This window comes from Krasilnikovia sp. MM14-A1259, assembly GCF_047159535.1.
Classification (GTDB): Bacteria; Actinomycetota; Actinomycetes; order Mycobacteriales; family Micromonosporaceae; genus Actinoplanes.
On the sequence record NZ_BAAGAJ010000002.1, the window covers coordinates 5,644,890 to 5,661,243 of the forward strand.

A 16,354-nucleotide genomic window follows, 5' to 3' on the forward strand; every position below is an offset into this window, starting at 1 on the left:
GAGAAGCTCCTCAGCTCTGGGCGCGTGAGAAGGCTCCTCAGCTCTGGGCGCGCGGTGGGACGGTCACACTGGCACGCCGTGCTCAGCCGCTACGTCCGGCGGGCCGCGCACGATGGCTTTTCCACGGGTTATCCACAGGGTCATCCACAGGCATTGAATGCGGGTCCGCGGGTGGTCAGAGTGAGATCCGTGAATGAGCAATCGGGCCTCGACCTGGGCGCGCTTCTGCGTGGCCTGCGCAGGCGTGCCGACCTCAGCCAGCGCGAGCTGGCGGTCCAGGCCGGAGTGCCGCAGGCGACCGTTGCGCGGATCGAGTCCGGGGCCACCACAAACCCGTCGTTCCGGGTGGTCGAGAAGTTGACCTCGGCGGCGGGCTGGCACTTCGGCGCCGGGCTGCCACCGCCGAGGTCGACGTTGCCGGAGCTGTTGGAGATCGAGCGTGACAAGGCCGGCCGCCGTTATCCGGCACATCTCGACCTCCGCGAGGTGCGCAGGCCCGGCGACTGGTGGGGTGCATGGTGGGTGGATTCCGTCGTGTCCGAGTGCTGGCCGCTGCATGAGGTACCGGCGGTGACCTTCGATCGCAACCGAACCACCCGTGACATGCGGCGCCGTCGTGCGGAGATGGGCGCCCGGGTCGGGGTCCGACCTGTCGTGCACGACTCTGGCACGTGCTGGCTGGCGGAGTCGGACGGGGGTCCGGTCGGGGCGGCGTGGGTGCGCCCGCTCGCACCGGAGGTGGACAGCGTGCTGCCGACGGACATCGGCCCCGCAGCATCGGAAGCGGTCGTCCTCAAGTGGGTGTTCGTGTCGCCTGCTTGGCGGCGCTTGGGGATCGGCGCGCGGCTCTGCGCTGCGGTCCAGGCTGACGCCACCACATTGGTCCTGACCTTGGCGGCGGGATTTGCGGCACGCCGATTCCTCCAGAGTTGCGGCTTCCTGGCGACGTACAGAATCGAGAAGCCGATCTGGTATGCGCGGGGCAGCGTGGTGCCGTGAGAGGCGTCGGACCGGTGTTTCAGGCGGTCACCCTGGACAGTGCGTGCGCGGAGGTCGTCAAGGCGGTCAGAGCCTCCCGCAGGCGCCACGCGCCGCGGTCGCGCGGACCGACCGGATTCGAGACGGTCCGCAGTTCGGCAAACGGCGTTCCAGTGCCGGCCGCCGCACACGCGACGCCGTATCCCTCCATGGCCTCGGCGACGGCATCGGGAAATCGAGCGGTCAGCGCCGCGGCAGTCGCTGCCGTTCCGGTGACTGTGGCGAGCGTGAGGATGTCGCCGTGGACCGCCCCGGGCAGCGCCGCGAGGAGTGTCTTGAACAGAGCTTCGTCCGCTTCCACCGTGCTCGTGCCGAAACCGAGCTGCTCGATCGGCAGGAAACCATCGGCGGACTCGGCGCCGAGGTCGGCCGCGATCGCGCGCCTGCCCAGCACGGTCGCCCCGACCGGGGCGCGGCCGGGAAAGCCGCCGCCGATCCCGGCGCTGAGCACCGCCCGGTACGGCGTTCCGGCCGCTTCGGCGAGGGCGAGCAGCCGGGCCGTCCCCGCCGCCGCGGCAGCGGGTCCTACCCCGACCGGTTCGACGCGGATCCCGGTGGGGTCGGCGCCGGCGCGTACAGCCTCGGCCTCCGCCGACACTGCCGTGACGACGAGCAGGACCGGCGCGGTCACCGGTCGGCCCGGCCCGCGGCGTCGTCGCCGCCGTCGCGGCGCGCGGCCGACGACGGACGGTAGATGTGATAGCCGGGCGGGGCGAGTCCGGCCTCGGTGGACTGTCCTTCGGGGGACTCGGAAGGGGCGGCGCCCGGGTCCGCGGTCGCCGTCAGGTCGGTGGGGCGCGGTCCGGGCGCGACGGCGGCCGGATCGGGTTCGGAGCCCTTTGCGCGGCGGCGCAGAAAACCGCGGCGACGGCCCGGCTTGGGTGATGCGTCGGCAGAGCCGGCGACGCGGCCACCCGGCACAGCAGCTCCGGGACCTGCCATGTCGGGCGACGCCGGGCGGGGCCGCGCAGGGGCGACGCCAGCAGCGCCGGGAGCGGGAGCGTCCAGCAGCGGCCGCGCGGCTGTCGCGCCGTCGAGCGGCGACAACGGGAACCCGGACGTTGCCGCCCCGCGAGCGGAGACGCCGGACGGAGTCGAGCCCGAGCGCGCGGGGCCGGTCCGGGCCGGGTCCGGCGCAGGCCTGCCACCTGGTGCGGACCCGACAGAGGCGGACCCGGCCGGGCCAGCGCCGGCAGGGGCAATGCTGGCTGGGGTGGAGCTGGCTGGGACGGAGCTGGCTGAGGCAGCGCTGCCAGGGGGGGAGCTGATGGCGGCGGCGTTGGCCGTTGTCGGGGCCTCCGAGGTCGCGGGATCCCCGCCTGCAGCGCTGGGGACGCTGCCCGCGGACACCGGAGCGTCGGAGGTCGCGTCGGTGGCCGGGGACTCGGGGCGGCCGTGCAGGTGATCGCCGTGCAGCCGGCCCGCGACGACGGCCGCGCGGATCGCCGCCACCACGGCGAACGCGGCGGCAACGATCATGCCGACCCGGCCGTCCATCGGGATGATGCCGACCGCACCGCCGAGCACCCACGCGATCATCAGAACGGTCTCGGAGTGGGCGAACGCGCTGGCACGCAGCCGTTCGGGGACGCGTTCCTGGATGCTGGCGTCGACCGCAAGCTTCGAGATGCCGCTGAAGATGCTGGTGATCAGCGCGAGCAGCGCCACCATCACGAGTCCGTAGAAGATCGTGGCGAGGACCGCGACACCGGCGGTGATGGTCAGGCCGCTGGACTGCAGCGCGGTGGGGCGGCGAATGTGCAGCCGGGTGCCGAGCGCGGTGGACAGGAACGTCCCGACCGCCAGCGCACCGCCGATCACGGCAACCGCGCCCTGGCTGCCCACGTCCCGGCCGAACAGGGTGGTGTCGAGCTGGCCCGCCTTCACCGCGAACGCGAAGTACAACAGCAGGAAGCCGTACAGCCAGCGCAGGGTGGCGCTGCCGACCAGCGTGGCGATCACCAGCCGGCCCGACAGCGGGCGGTCGGGTCCGCGGCGCAGCCGCAGCGCGGTACGGATCGGGCGGGGGACCTCCTCGGGCGGGTCGGAGTCGGCGCGCGGGGGCAGGCGCAGCGCGACGACCATGCCGACCAGGAAGAGGATCGACGAGACCCGCAGCGGCCACTGCGGACCGAACCAGAACGCGGCGAGCCCGAGCGGGGCCACCACCGCCCCGGCGAACGTGCCGTACACGCTGGCGCGGGCGCCGACCTGGGACAGGCCGATCCCCTCGGGCAGCAGGCGGGGCACCGCTGCGGAGCGGGCCACCCCGTACGCGCGGGAGAGGGCGAGCACCGCGAACGCCGCGGGATACAGCCCCAGGCCGTGCAGGTGGTCGGAGATCAGCCAGGCGAGGAACGCGCGGCCGAGCATCGTGACGGCCAGGGCGTACCGGCGGCCGTGGCGGAAGTGGTCGAGCAACGGTCCGATCACGGGCGCCAGCAGGGCGAACGGCACCATCGTGACGAGCAGGTACAGGGCTACCTTGCTGCGCGCCTCGCCCAGCGGCACGTTGAAGAAGATCGTGCCGGCCAGCCCGATTGCGATCAGGGTGTCCCCGGCGCAGGACAGTGCGTGCAGGTCGAAAAGACGGACCATGCCGATCTCGTGGGCGGCCCCCCGCGCCCGGGCGTCGCCGACCCGGCGGGTCGCCCACCGGCCACTGCGTACGGAGCCGCGGACCACCAGGCGCCCGGCCTTGATGCCGGTCCCGAAGACGCGTCCGATCGTGGGTAGCAGTGGCATTGCCTCATCCTGACTGATGGCGGCGAACGGTGTCCCGTGCCAATGGTCCGTGATCTGGGGGAGTCGCTGCCGACACCCACCACCGGTAGGGAACAATGATCGGGTGACCAGGAGCACCGCCGCCCGTGCCGCCCGCCTCGACCAGGTCTGCGCCGATGCCGTCGGGGTGGCCCGCGGGGCCATCACCGACGTGGATCCCAGCGACGTCGGCGAGCATCTGGAGGCGGTGCCCGAGGGGGATCGACTCGTCACGCATTTCTTTGAAAGTCACCTGGCCGGGTACCGGGGCTGGCGGTGGGCCGTCACGGTCACCCGGGTGCCGCGCAGCCGGCACGTCACGATCTGTGAGACCGTTCTGCTGCCCGGCCCGGATGCGTTGCTCGCCCCCGGCTGGGTGCCGTGGCACGAGCGGGTGCAGCCCGGCGACCTCGGTGTCGGCGACCTCATGCCGACCGCTCCGGACGACGAGCGCCTCGCCCCCGGGTACGTGCTCAGCGACGACCCCGCGGTCGAGGACGTCTCGTGGGAGGCGGGCCTGGGCCGGGCCCGGGTGATGTCCCGGGAGGGCCGGGTGGAGGCCGCCCAGCGGTGGTATGACGGCGAGGCCGGCCCGGAGGCGGCGATCTCGGCGGCCGCTCCGCGTACGGCCCGGTGCGGCACCTGCGGTTTCTACCTGCCGCTGGCCGGCTCGCTGCGGCAGATGTTCGGGGTCTGCGGCAATCTGTACGCGCCGGACGACGGCAAGGCGGTCAGCGCCGACCACGGCTGCGGCGCCCATTCCGAGGCGCTGCTGGGTACGTCCGAGCAGCCGGTCGACGAACTGCCGACGGTGTACGACGACAGCGAGGTCGAGCCGGTCGCGGTGAGCCGGGGCCCGGGTTCGGTCGAGGCGGGCGAACCCGCCGAGCCGTACGGGCATTCCTAGCCCGGATCGGTCACGCGGAACTCGGGGTGGCTCAACGCGCGCCGGCGGCGCCGGTTCGCGTCGTGCCGCAGCATGGTGAGCAGCCCCGGGATGCCCAGCAGGAACCCGGCGAGGCAGATCCACAGCCAGTCGGTGTGGCCGTGGGCCTGCAACCAGTCGCGGTTGAGCAGCAGGACGAGCCCGGCCACCGCGAACGCCGCCATCCCGGCGAGGGCGAAGGGCACCATCGGCGGGTCGAGCGGTTCGATCCGCGGCTTGTCGCTGGTCACTCACCTTTTCTAACACAGCCGATATTTCATCGACGGGCGACGCTCGGTACGGGCCGTCCCCGTCGATGCGGGTGGTCGATCGTGGCCCTGTTGTCCGGTACCTCCCGTGAGGTCCGCGTGACGGCGGCTGCGTTACCGTGCCCCGTGACAGCGGTCATATGTAATTCGGATGTCGTTAGCCAAGCTCATTAGTTAGGCTAACCAACGTGATGGAGCGGTCGGTGACGGTGGAGCGGGAGACACCAGAGCAGTTGGCCAAACTGCTGCGCGAGGCGATCACCCGGCTCAACCGCCGCGTCCGCCAGGCCCGCCCGGTCGGTGACCTCACGTTCAGTCAGCTCTCTGCGCTGACCAGCCTCCAGCTGGCCGGTTCGCTGACGCCGCGGGAGCTCGCCGACATCGAGCGGGTCCAGCCCCCGACGATGACCAAGATCGTCGGAAAGCTGGAGGATCAGGGCCTCGTTGCCCGTACGCCGCACCCGACGGATCGCCGCCAGGTCATCCTGGCTGCGACCGAGCAGGGCAAAGCGGTGTACGCGCAGTTCGAGCGGGCCCGCAACGAGTGGCTCGCCACCCAGCTGGCCGAGCTCACCCCGGATGAACGCGACACCCTGGACCGCGCCGCGCGGATCCTGCAGCAGGTCGCCCGCGGCTGACGTTCACCGCCTCCGGTCGTCCCGTCACACGACGATGACGCGTACGACCCGACAGGAGGCGCACCCGAGTGCGGGCAGTGCTGAGCACGACATTCCGGTCCCTGCAGGTTCGCAACTACCGGTTCTTCGCCACCGGGCAGCTGATCAAGCTGATCGGGGTGTGGATGATGTTCACCGCGCAGGACTGGCTCGTGCTGGACCTGTCCGGGAACTCGCCCGGCGCCCTCGGTGCCGTCGCGGCGCTGCAGTTCCTGCCCGTACTGTTGCTGACGCTGTGGGGTGGCACCCTGGCCGACCGGTACGACAAGCGCAAGCTGCTGATCGTCGCGAACGCCGCGTTCGCAGTCACCGCGATGGTGTTCGCGGTGCTGGTGGCCGGCGGGGCGGCGGCGCTGTGGCAGGTGTTCCTGTTCGCGGGGCTGCTCGGCGTCGCGAACGCCATCGAGACCCCGGTGCGTCAGGCGTTCGTCTCCGAGCTGGTCGAGCTGCCCCTGCTGCCCAACGCGCTGGCCCTGTCCGCGGCCACGTTCAACAGCGCGCGCATCGCCGGACCGGCGCTGGCCGGGGTGGCCCTGGCCACGCTGCACACCGGCCCGGTCTTCCTCATCGCCACCGCGTTGTCCATCGCGCCGGTGTTCAGCTACCGCCGCATGCGCCCGGCCGAGCTCTACCGCGAAGCGCGCAAGCGGGGCGCCGGGCAGGCCGGCCTGTTCGACGGGCTGCGATACGTACGCAACCGGCCCGACCTGGTGCTGCCCATCGCGCTGATGTCCGTGGTCGGCATGATCGGCTTCAACTTCCCGGTGACGCTCGCCGCGCTGTCCCGGATCAACTTCCACGCCGGGCCGTCGTCGTTCGGGCTGCTCAGCACATGCCTCGCGGTAGGCGCGCTCGGCGGGGCCCTCGCGGGCAGTGCCCGGCGGGCCCGACCCAGCATGTACGTCGTCCTGGGTGCCGCGCTCGCGTTCGGGCTGCTGGAGTTCGCGCTCGGGTTCGCGCCCACGTTCGCGATCGCGATGTTGCTGCTCGTCCCGACCGGGTTCTGCTCCATGTACCTGGCCCAGGCCGCCAACCACCGGGTCCAGATGGGGGTGGACGCGTCCTACCGCGGCCGGGTCATGGCCCTGTACGTGCTGGTGTTCCTCGGCACCACGCCGATCGGGGCGTCGCTGGCCGGGTGGTGGGGTCAGCACTTCGGCGTGCCTGCGAGCATCTGGGCCGCCGGGCTGGTGTGCTTCGTCGCGGCCGCGATCGCGACGGTGTGGCAGCTTCGCTCCACGGGGGAGCGGCTCCCGCTGCGTCCGTCGGCCCGGCAGCGTGAGGACCTTGAGGTGTCCGAGCCGGACGCGCCGACCGGGATGGCCGAGCCGGACCCGGGCCCGGGGTCGCGCACCGAACTGCGACGCGCTGCCTGAGCTGCCGCTCCCCGGCCGGGCAAGCGGTGTGACCCTGGCCGGGGACGCCGCGGGTCGCAGGTAGCTGTCTGGTCAGGAGGTTTCGCGGGCTGCCGGGCCGCCGCCGAACAGGACGTCGTCCCAGCTCGGCAGGCGCTTGCGCGGCTTGGTCTCCTCGGCGTCGCCGCTCGCCGCGCTGCCCTGGCCCGAGGCTCGGCGGGGGCGCAGCACCGCCAGCGACGGCACCGCCGGGACCTCCTTGGGCAGGTCGGCGTCGTCATCGAACGCCGAACCCGCGCCACCGCCGAGCAGCGCCGCGGCACCACCCGACACGGGGCGCCGCGGCTCGGCGTGCGCCGCCGGATCCAGGCCGCGGCCCGGGCCCGTACCGAGGGGGCGGTCCAGTGAGGCGAGCAGCGCGTCACGGCCCGCGCGGATCGGGTCGCGGCCCGAGCGGATCGGCTCACGACCGGGCCGCGGTGTGTCGGTCGCCGGGCCGGGCAGGCCGTGGCCACCGCGCGCGGGCTCGATGGCGCGTGCCTGGCCGGGCAGGCCATGGCCGCCACGGTCGGGCGCCGGGTCCTGGCCGAGGATCTGGGTGGGCCGCTCGGCGCACAGGTACTGCGCCATGTCGTCGTGCGGGGACACCAGCTGGCGGCTCTTGTCCAGGTCCCACACGGCCTGCGCGGTCGCTTTGCCGGACGGCCAGGTGGCCTCGATGCGCCAGGTGCCGTCCTCGCGCCGGTACGCATCCCAGGAAATCTTCTCCGTGTCGATGCCGTGCTGGGCAAGCCGGCTGTCCACGACCTCGGCCAGCGGGGCGCCGGAGTCGGAGGTCTTCAGCCTCGTGCGCCGCGCGTGCTGGGCCAGCATGGCGCGCTCCTGCAGGACCGGGCCCGCATACCGCAGCACGCGGTCGACCGGGACGCCGGCGATCCGGGCGACGTCCTCCGCGGACTCACCGGAACGGATGCGGGATTGGATGTCTCGCGGCGACAGTGACGGCGTCGGGTCGGGGGTGACCACCGCAACCGCCGAACCCACCGGGACCGGCGTGTGGTGGTGGCCCTCGGCGTGCAGCGCGCCCGCGATCCGGTCGTCGAGCGGGAGCGCCAGGAGCCGGCCGACCTCGTCGGCGAGCACCAGGGCCTGACCGTCCTCGGAAAGGGCGACGAAGCGTACCGGCCGCATGCGTTGCCTCCGTCCCGTCGCTGGTGGCGCCGACCAGGTGCTGATCGGCTCAGCGTCTGTGCTCCCGAGACTCAGACACCCGGGCGCGTTTCGCCAACACCGTACGCCGCCCGGTCACCCGATGGGGGTAAGCCACGCCGGGAACTCGTTGACCTGCGTAGATGATCTTCGGCACTTGCGGGGGACAGCAGCGCGCCGCGATCTGCGGCACCATGTCGGCCGTGATGGTACGGCTGGCAGCGTACGCGACCGCTCGCCGCCGGGTGCGCGGCGCGGCGGCCGAACTCGACAGCGGTGACGCCGCTGCGCTCGGGTTCCCCTCCGAGGATCGCGTGGCCGCGTTCACCTGTGACCTGACCGTACGGGGTGCGCGCCGGGCCTTGCTGCACGCACATCGCGGCTGGCTGGCCGCGTACGCCCTGGTCGGGGTGGTGGTGGTCGGGCTCGGCCCGGTCGTGCCCGCGCTCGTGGCCGCGGCCGGGGACAGCCTGCGCCAGGGCGGGATCGGTGTGCCGCTGGCGGCCGGGGCGATCGGTGCGGTGCTGGCCGCGGCCGCCGCCCGCTGGCTGTCGACGTGGCTCGCCCGGGCGCTCGTCTACCAGATGACCCATCTGGTCAAGCTCGCCGTCTTCACACGGCTGCAGACCGTACGTCCGGCCTGGCTGACGGCCCACGGGAGGTCGGCGAGTACGTACCTCATCACCGCGCCCATGCAGCTCGCCCAGCTGGCCTTCGTCGGTCAGTTCGGGGTGAACACGGTCCTCATCGCGGTCCTGGCCGGCTACCTGGTCGTGGTCTTCGGGGCGGCGGGCGTGGTGGTGACGCTGGCCACCGCGGCGCTCGTCGCGCTGTGGCGGCGGCTGGTGGCCGGGCACGCCGGCCGGATGCACCACTATCTGGAGCACGGGCATCAGCGGATCGCCCTGATCGACGCGATCACCCGGCACTGGCAGGCGATCGGGCGGCAGCGGTGGCACGCACCCGTGGTGGCTGCCACGGACCGGGCCCGCGACGGGCAACTGCGGGCGTTGCGGACGGCGTCGCGGGCGGGCGGAGTGCTCGGCGCGGTCGGTGGCGGAATGGCCCCGCTGGCGTGCCTGCTCGCGCTGTTCGCGCACGGCTGGCTCGGCGGCGGCCCGGGCGGTGGCCTCGCATTGCTGCTCGTCGTGCAGATGCTGGTCACCGCCATCAAGGACAACATGGACACGTACGGGTCGGTGGCGTGGGCGGCGACCCTGACCCGGGACGTCGAAACGCTGTTCCGCGAGGCCCCCACTGCCGGGGCGGCGCTGCTCGGTGCGGCACCGGGGATGGTCCGGCTCGGGCCGCGCGTGCTGCCACCGGGTTCCCGGGTCGTGCTGCTGGGCGCCGGGGCTCGCCGTACGTTCGACGCCCTGTCCGGGGCGGCCGGGCCGGTGCCCGGGCTCGCCGCCGTGGCCGGTGTCGCGGTGACCGTGGCCCGCGGTGAGCCGGAACTGGATGGCACGGTCGCGGCAAACCTCACATTGTGGACGCCGCCGCAGCCGGACCGGTACGCCGACGCCGCGGCGCGCGCCGCGCTGCGCGACGCCCTGGCCGCCCGCGAATCCGCCGACGCGGCCGTGCTCGCCACCGGCCAGCGACGCCTCTCCGACGGCGAATCGGTCCGGCTCGGTCTGGCCCGCGCCTGGTATCACGCACCGGCCGTGCTGCTGCTCGACGACACGTTCGCGGCGCCCGACCCGCCCGTGGCGGCAGCCGTCGCGGCGCGGCTGTCCGGCGGCACACGGGGTGAGCCGCGGCAACCATCGACGGATCCGACCGTGATCTACGTCGGCACCCGTGAGGATCCGGGCCGGTGGGCGACCCACGTGGCGCTCTGCGGTGACGAGGAACCGGCCGTGTTCGACGTGGCCGAAGCGACCCTGGAGGCCTTGGCCACGGTCCTGCCGCCGGCCGAAGCGGCACGCTGGTGGGCTGCGCTCGTTGCGGCCGCGCCTGGCGGTGCGGCACCGGCCGCCGGGTCGCCGTCGCCGTCGGCGTCTCCGGAGCCAGCGCCGGAGCCGGAGACGGAGCAGGTGCTGGCCGGGGTGGGCGTCGAGCGGGACATCGCCGCACCGGGACTGTGGACGGCCGCTGGGCACCTCGTGGGCCTGTATTCGGGTCGCGGCCTCGCGTTCCTGGTCGCGCTGGTGGCCGCGCTCGTGGGGGTGGACCTGGCGACGGCCGGGACGCTCGGGCACCCCGGAGGCGGTGTCGTCGCGGTGCTGGGCCTGGCCGTGGCAGCGGCCACCCTGTCCGGCGTGTACGAGCTGGCCGTCGTGCGCGGGGCGCTGCCCGCGACGCGATCGTTGCACCGGCGGATCGTGGACCGGATCCTGCACCGTGGCCTGCCGTCCGGCTCGGCGACCGCGGCGGGCCGGCTCTCCGAGGACTTCACCACCGCGGAGCTGTGGTCGCCGGGCATCCTCGTCGGCGGGGTCCAGGCCACGATCGCCACACTGGCATCCGTGGTCGCCATGGCGATGTCGGCGCCGGTCGTCATCGTCGGCGTGGCGATGCTGGGCGGGCTCGCCGCGGCGGTCTACCCGCGGCTGCGCCGCGACAGCGTCCGGGGGCGGGCGCTGCTGGCCGCCACGCGCGGTCCGATCCGGACGTTCGGCGGCGCGGTGATCGGCTGCCCGTCGTTCACGCTGAGTCCCGGCTTGCGGCCCGCGTTCGCCCGCCGGTACCGGGATCTGCTCGCGGTCGAGCACGTGGCGCTGTACGCCGCGCACGGGGCCCGGATGGCGATCGTCGGCGCGGCGGAGGCCGCGGGCGTGCTGCTGTTCGCGGCCACGCTGGCCGCTGCCGCGGTCGCGCCCGCCGGGTCCGCCGTCCTGATCACGGTCGCGGTGTACGCGGCGTACGCGATCGGCGAACGCCTGGCCGCGCTGGTGGAGGCGCACCAGGAGGTCGACGGCACCGCGCAGGTCCTGGGCCGGGTGGCGGACCTGCTCGGGGCCCGGACGCTGCCTCGCCTGACCAGGTCCGGCCCGAGTGACCGCGGGTCGGCCCCGGCGACCGGGGAATCCGGGCGTGACCGGGACCTGGCCGCGCCGGCTCCCGGTTCGGCGGCGGCGGAGAACGGGCGGGATGCCCCGGCCGCACGCCGCCCGGCTGAGGGGGACCCGGCGCCGACGGCCGTCGGCCTGCGCGCACAACGGCTGGTCACCGCGGTGCCGGGCCGCGCCGCCGCGCCGGTCTCCCTGACGGTCGGCCGTGGCGAGCTGGCCGCGGTTCGCGGCGGTTCCGGCGCTGGCAAGAGCGTGCTGCTGCGGACCCTGGCCGGGTTCGACCCGCCCGCGGACGGCAGCGTGACGCTGGCCGGGCGCGATCCTGCCCGCCTGGTCGAGAACGAACCGCCACCGCTGCCGATCCCGGTCGGGCAGCTGTGTACCCCGGCGGCGTCCGCACTCGCGGATGCCTGGTGTGCCGCGCTGGGGTTACCGCCGCTGCCGCGGGACGCGCAGGTGGCCGCGCTGGACCGGCCCCGGCGCCAGGTGCTGGCGCTGGCCGCTGCGTGCGCGGCCGACCCGGCCGTGCTGCTCATCGACGAGACGACCAGTGCGCTCACGCCGGCCGCGGAACGCACGCTGCTGGGCCTGGTCCGCGCCCGGCTACCGGAGGCCGCGATCGTGGCCGTGCTGCACCGGCCGGACAACCTGGACCTCGCGGACCGCGAGGTCCAGGTCGGTCAGAGCCGGGGTACGACGTAGTCGATGCACGCGGTCAGCGCTTCCACGTCCGTCGGGTCGACGGTCGGGTACAGCGCGATCCGCAGCTGGTTGCGCCCCAGCTTGCGGTACGGCTCGGTGTCCACGATGTCGTTCGCCCGCAGCACCTTGGCCAGGACGGCCGCGTCCACCCCGTCCGCGAAGTCGATCGTGGCGACCGCGTTCGAGCGCAGCGCCGGATCGGTGACGAACGGGGTGGCGTGGTCGCTGCGGTCGGCCCAGCCGTACAGGGCGGCGGCACTCTCGGCGCTGCGCTTGACCGCCCAGGCCAGGCCGCCCTGCGCGTTCATCCAGTCGAGCTGCTCGGCGGCGAGGAACACCGTGGCCAGCGCCGGGGTGTTGTACGTCTGCTCCAGCCGGGACTGCTCGATCGCGGTGACCAGGTCGAGGAACTGCGGGATGTACCGCCCGGTGGCCTTGATCTCGAACGCTCGCGCGATCGCGGCCGGGGACATCAGGGCGATCCAGATGCCGCCGTCGGAGCCCAGCGCCTTCTGCGGGGCGAGGTAGTACACGTCCGTTTCGGACACGTCGACGTCGAGGCTGCCGCCGCCCGAGGTGGCGTCCGTGAGCAGCAGGGCGCCCGGGTCGGCCTCGGAGACCCGGCGCACCGGCACGGCCACCCCGGTCGACGTTTCGTTGTGGACGCTCGCGTACACGTCGACGCCCGCCTCGGCGCTCAGGTACGCCGCCTGCCCGCCGGGCGCGCGGTGCACGGTCGGCTCGGCGAGGAACGGGGCATCCGCGACCGCCTTGGCGAACTTCGCGCCGAACTCGCCGAACTCCGCGAACTGAGCCTTCTCCCGCACCAGCCCGAACGCGGCGACCTCCCAGAACGCGCTGGTGCCGCCGTTGGACAGGATCACCTCGTAGCCGTCGGGGGCGGAGAAGAACTCGGCCACGGCGCGCCGCAGCCGGGCCACCTGGTCCTTGACGGTCCGCTGCCGGTGCGAGGTGCCCAGGAACGTGCGGGAGACCGCGGCCAACGCCTCGGCGCCCTCGGGGCGGACCTTGCTCGGCCCGGAGCCGAACCGCCCGTCCACCGGCTTGAGCTCGTCGGGAATCCGGATGCCGTCAGCCACGCGAGTCCTCCCAGGGTGCGGTTGATCGGGGGCGCCGTTGCCGACGCCCATCCTCCCATCGCCGGTTGATCAGGCGTTGTGCGGGACCGCGTCCCACCCTTCGACGTCCTGCGGCTTGCGGGTGCCGGGGCCCATGTACCGGGCGCTGGGGCGCACGATCCGGCCCAGCTTCTTCTGCTCCAGGATGTGCGCGCTCCACCCGGCGACCCGGGCGCACGTGAACATGGACGTGAACATGTGCGACGGCACCTCGGCGAAGTCGAGCACCACCGCGGACCAGAACTCGACGTTGGTGGCGAGCACCCGGTCGGGCTTGCGGGCCTGCAGCTCGGCCAGCGCGGCCCGTTCCAGGGCCTCGGCGACCTCGTAGCGGGGGGCGCCCAGCTCACGGGCGGTGCGGCGCAGCACGCGGGCGCGCGGGTCCTCGGCGCGGTAGACGCGGTGGCCGAAGCCCATCAGCCGCTCGCCGCGGTCGAGCACGCCCTTGACGTATCCCTCGGCGTCGCCGCTGCGCTCGACCGCCTCGATCATGTGCAGCACGCGGGACGGCGCGCCGCCGTGCAGCGGGCCGGACAGGGCGCCGATGCCGGAGGAGATGCAGGCCGCGGCGTCCGCGCCGGTGGAGGCCACGATGCGGGCCGTGAACGTGGACGCGTTCAGGCCGTGCTCCGCGGCCGAGATGAAGTACGCGTCGACCGCCTTGACGTGCCGCGGGTCCGGCTCGCCGCGCCAGCGCTTCATGAACCGCTCGACTATGGTCGTCGCCTTGTCGATGTCCTTCTGCGGCACGGCGGGCAGGCCGAGCCCGCGGGCCGCCTGGGCCACGAACGACAGCGCGGTGACCGACACCCGGGCCAGGTCGGAGCGGGTCTGCTCGTCGTCGATGTCGAGCAGCTGGTTCAGCCCCCAGTACGGGGCGAGCATGGCGACCGCGGACTGCACGTCGACGCGGATGTCGCCGGAGTGCACCGGAACCGGGAACGGTTCGGCGGGCGGCAGCCCCGGCCCGAACCGCCCGTCCACCAGCAACGCCCATACGTTGCCGAAGGACACCTGACCGATGAGATCCTCGATGTCGACGCCCCGGTAGCGCAGTGCGCCGCCGGCCTTGTCGGGTTCGGCGATCTCGGTCTCGAAGGCGATGACGCCCTCCAGTCCCGGTTTGAAGTCGGACACGTCGCCTCCTGGTATCGGCCCCGTGAAGCCGTGAGTGTTTCATCTTGCCCGGGCCCGCCCGGCCGGTCGAGCCACGGAAATGTGCCGTCTGCGACAACTATCCTCGCCGAGGAGACTCTGCGGCGGTGGCGACTTAGGTTCGTTGGGGCAATTCGTCGAGGGGGATCGAGTGACTCCGGAACCACCTGCGCCTGCCGTGATGCGGCGCGACTACACCGAGCGGGGGCCGCTGCTCGAGGACGACCTGGCCGCCGACTGGCCGGTCCAGTTCGGCCGCTGGTTCGCCGAGGCGAACGCGGCCGGCCTGCCGGAACCGAACGCCATGGTGCTGGCCACGGCCTCCCGCGGGGGGCGGCCGTCGGCCCGGACCGTGCTGCTCAAGGGGTACGACGAGCGCGGATTCGTCTTCTTCACCAACTACGAGTCCCGTAAGGGCGCCGAGGCGGCCCAGAACCCGTACGTGAGCCTGGTCTTCCCGTGGTTCCCCATGCAGCGGCAGGTCATCGTGGCGGGGACGGCCGCGCCGGTCGACCGGGCGGAGACCGAGGCGTACTTCGCGTTGCGCCCGCGGGGCGCGCAGCTCGGCGCGTGGGCCAGCCCGCAGTCGCAGGTGGTGCCGGACCGGGCCGCCCTGGAGGAACGGCTGGCCGCGGTCGGGCAGCGGTTCGGCGACGACGCGCCCGTGCCCGCCCCGCCGCACTGGGGTGGCCTGCGGGTCGTCCCGGAGACCGTGGAGTTCTGGCAGGGCCGCAGCGACCGGCTGCACGACCGGCTGCGCTACCGCCGCACGGAGGCGGGCTGGCTGGTCGAACGGCTCGCGCCGTGACCGCTGAGGCGGAGACCGAGCGTCGTCGCCGCGGGTGGGTGATCGACACCCGGCCGCTGGGCGTGCTCGCGTTCCGGCGGATGTGGCTGGGCAACGGGGTCTCGTTCTTCGGGTACCAGTTCACCGCGGTGGCCGTGCCGGTGCAGATGTTCGCGGACACGGGTTCGTCCGCGTGGGTGGGGCTGCTGGGCGTGGCGGGGCTCGTACCCCTGTTGATCTTCGGGTTGTGGGGTGGGGCCGCGGCCGACGTGGTGGACCGGCGCCGCCTGCTGCTGGCCAGCTCGACGCTGGCCTGGCTGGCCACGGTGGGCCTGCTCGCGCAGGCCGTCATGCACGTGGGCAGCGCGTGGCTCCTGCTCGCGCTCACCGCGGTGCAGTCCGCGGGCTTCGCGGTCAGCTCGCCCGCCCGGCAGTCGATCGTGCCGCGCATCGTGCCGGGCGAGCTGGTCCCGGCTGCGAACACGCTGGCCTACACCACGACCACGGTGGGCGGGGTGCTCGGCCCGCTGACCGCGGGCCTGATCTTCGGCACGTTCGCCACGGGTACGGGCGTGACAGTCGCGTACGCGGTCGACGCGCTGCTGTTCACGATCTCGTTCTGGGCGACCTGGCGGCTGCCGCCGATCCCGCCGCTGGTGCACGCGGCGGGCGAGCCTCGCCCCACCGCCGGGCTGCGTGGCATCGCCGACGGCCTGAAGTTCCTGGTGACCAAGCCGGTGCTGCTGCTGTCGTTCGCGGTGGACATCGTCGCGATGGTGTTCGCGATGCCGCGGGCGTTGTTCCCGGAGGTGGCCGCGGACCGCTTCGGTGGCGGCGCCGCGGTCGGCTGGCTGTTCAGCGCGATCGCCCTGGGCTCGGTCGTGGGTGGCCTGACGTCCGGCTGGATCGGCCGGGTCCGCCGCCAGGGGCTCGCCCTGATCGTCGCCGTGGTCGGCTGGGGAGTGGCGGTCGGGCTGTCCGGGCTGGCCCGCAGCCTGTGGCTGATGGTCCTGCTGCTGGCCGTCGGCGGGGCGGCGGACCTGGTCAGCGCGGTGTACCGGCAGTCGATCCTGCAGACGTACGCGCCGGACCGGCTGCGCGGGCGGCTGCAGGGGGTGTTCACGGTCGTCGTGGCCGGTGGCCCCCGGCTGGGTGATCTGCGGGCGGGCGCGACCGCCGATCTGGTCGGCCCGACCGCGTCCTGGGTGGGCGGCGGTTTCCTGGCGGCGGGCCTGGCGGTGGTGCTGGCGCTCGTGTTCCCGGCGTTGCAGCGCTACCGACCGCCACCTGCCGATGACGGTGAGACCCGATAGTGTCC

General features: G+C 73.7%; 12 protein-coding genes and 1 pseudogene. 7 read left to right on the forward strand and 6 right to left on the reverse strand.

Annotated elements, in window-relative coordinates; translation table 11 throughout:
* Positions 1-78 precede the first annotated feature (78 nt).
* A complete protein-coding gene (locus tag ACMCNK_RS25560; protein ID WP_412738901.1) occupies positions 79-999 on the forward strand; it encodes a GNAT family N-acetyltransferase in 921 nt (306 codons plus the stop codon).
* Positions 1,000-1,018: 19 nt separating this feature from the next.
* On the opposite strand, the gene ACMCNK_RS25565 is transcribed toward ACMCNK_RS25560, so the two are convergent.
* Both ACMCNK_RS25565 and ACMCNK_RS25570 read right to left on the reverse strand, forming a co-directional pair.
* Positions 1,019-1,669 carry a futalosine hydrolase gene (locus tag ACMCNK_RS25565; RefSeq protein ID WP_412738902.1) on the reverse strand — a complete coding sequence of 217 codons (651 nt, stop codon included), beginning with the start codon at positions 1,667-1,669 and terminating at the stop codon, positions 1,019-1,021.
* Positions 1,670-2,256: 587 nt separating this feature from the next.
* Positions 2,257-3,783, reverse strand: a pseudogene (locus tag ACMCNK_RS25570) (MFS transporter); the annotation flags it as partial.
* Positions 3,784-3,886: 103 nt separating this feature from the next.
* Between ACMCNK_RS25570 and ACMCNK_RS25575 the strand changes: the two are divergent.
* Positions 3,887-4,708: a DUF3027 domain-containing protein gene (locus ACMCNK_RS25575; RefSeq protein ID WP_412738903.1), complete on the forward strand. Its 822-nt coding sequence runs from the start codon at positions 3,887-3,889 to the stop codon at positions 4,706-4,708.
* Here ACMCNK_RS25575 and ACMCNK_RS25580 read toward each other — a convergent pair.
* Positions 4,705-4,935 carry a DUF2530 domain-containing protein gene (locus ACMCNK_RS25580; RefSeq protein ID WP_412740990.1) on the reverse strand — a complete coding sequence of 77 codons (231 nt, stop codon included), beginning with the start codon at positions 4,933-4,935 and terminating at the stop codon, positions 4,705-4,707. The genes ACMCNK_RS25575 and ACMCNK_RS25580 overlap by 4 nt on opposite strands.
* A 251-nt stretch (positions 4,936-5,186) precedes the next feature.
* Here ACMCNK_RS25580 and ACMCNK_RS25585 point away from each other — a divergent pair, with 251 nt between their 5' ends.
* Entirely contained in the window at positions 5,187-5,633 is a 447-nt protein-coding gene (locus ACMCNK_RS25585; protein ID WP_412740991.1) for a MarR family winged helix-turn-helix transcriptional regulator, read from the forward strand.
* 68 nt (positions 5,634-5,701) lie between these two features.
* Entirely contained in the window at positions 5,702-7,048 is a 1,347-nt protein-coding gene (locus ACMCNK_RS25590; RefSeq protein WP_412738904.1) for an MFS transporter, read from the forward strand.
* A gap of 72 nt (positions 7,049-7,120) precedes the next feature.
* Here the strand turns inward: ACMCNK_RS25590 and sepH are convergent, their stop codons facing one another.
* A complete protein-coding gene (gene sepH / locus ACMCNK_RS25595; protein ID WP_412738905.1) occupies positions 7,121-8,218 on the reverse strand; it encodes a septation protein SepH in 1,098 nt (365 codons plus the stop codon).
* Positions 8,219-8,379: 161 nt separating this feature from the next.
* Here sepH and ACMCNK_RS25600 point away from each other — a divergent pair, with 161 nt between their 5' ends.
* Positions 8,380-11,955, forward strand: coding sequence for an ATP-binding cassette domain-containing protein (locus ACMCNK_RS25600; protein ID WP_412738906.1), 3,576 nt, complete (start codon positions 8,380-8,382; stop codon positions 11,953-11,955).
* Here ACMCNK_RS25600 and serC read toward each other — a convergent pair.
* Both serC and ACMCNK_RS25610 read right to left on the reverse strand, forming a co-directional pair.
* Positions 11,934-13,055 carry a phosphoserine transaminase gene (gene serC, locus ACMCNK_RS25605; RefSeq protein WP_412738907.1) on the reverse strand — a complete coding sequence of 374 codons (1,122 nt, stop codon included), beginning with the start codon at positions 13,053-13,055 and terminating at the stop codon, positions 11,934-11,936. The two genes, ACMCNK_RS25600 and serC, sit on opposite strands and share 22 nt — an antisense overlap.
* A gap of 69 nt (positions 13,056-13,124) precedes the next feature.
* Positions 13,125-14,231 carry a citrate synthase 2 gene (locus ACMCNK_RS25610; RefSeq protein ID WP_412738908.1) on the reverse strand — a complete coding sequence of 369 codons (1,107 nt, stop codon included), beginning with the start codon at positions 14,229-14,231 and terminating at the stop codon, positions 13,125-13,127.
* Between the two features lie 199 nt (positions 14,232-14,430).
* Between ACMCNK_RS25610 and pdxH the strand changes: the two genes are divergently transcribed.
* Complete coding sequence (gene pdxH / locus ACMCNK_RS25615) at positions 14,431-15,057, forward strand: pyridoxamine 5'-phosphate oxidase (RefSeq protein ID WP_412738909.1); 627 nt, start codon at positions 14,431-14,433, stop codon at positions 15,055-15,057.
* Positions 15,054-16,349 carry an MFS transporter gene (locus ACMCNK_RS25620; protein ID WP_412738910.1) on the forward strand — a complete coding sequence of 432 codons (1,296 nt, stop codon included), beginning with the start codon at positions 15,054-15,056 and terminating at the stop codon, positions 16,347-16,349. The genes pdxH and ACMCNK_RS25620 overlap by 4 nt, the downstream gene beginning before the upstream one ends.
* Positions 16,350-16,354: the final 5 nt, after the last annotated feature.

Bases quoted from the DNA above. Each gene is read 5' to 3' on its own strand.
- pdxH (WP_412738909.1), top strand. From the start codon at position 14,431: ATGCGGCGCGACTACACCGAGCGGGGGCCGCTGCTCGAGGACGACCTG.
- ACMCNK_RS25580 (WP_412740990.1), bottom strand. From the start codon at position 4,935: ATGGTGCCCTTCGCCCTCGCCGGGATGGCGGCGTTCGCGGTGGCCGGG.
- ACMCNK_RS25600 (WP_412738906.1), top strand. From the start codon at position 8,380: ATGATCTTCGGCACTTGCGGGGGACAGCAGCGCGCCGCGATCTGCGGC.
- ACMCNK_RS25585 (WP_412740991.1), top strand. From the start codon at position 5,187: ATGGAGCGGTCGGTGACGGTGGAGCGGGAGACACCAGAGCAGTTGGCC.
- sepH (WP_412738905.1), bottom strand. From the start codon at position 8,218: ATGCGGCCGGTACGCTTCGTCGCCCTTTCCGAGGACGGTCAGGCCCTG.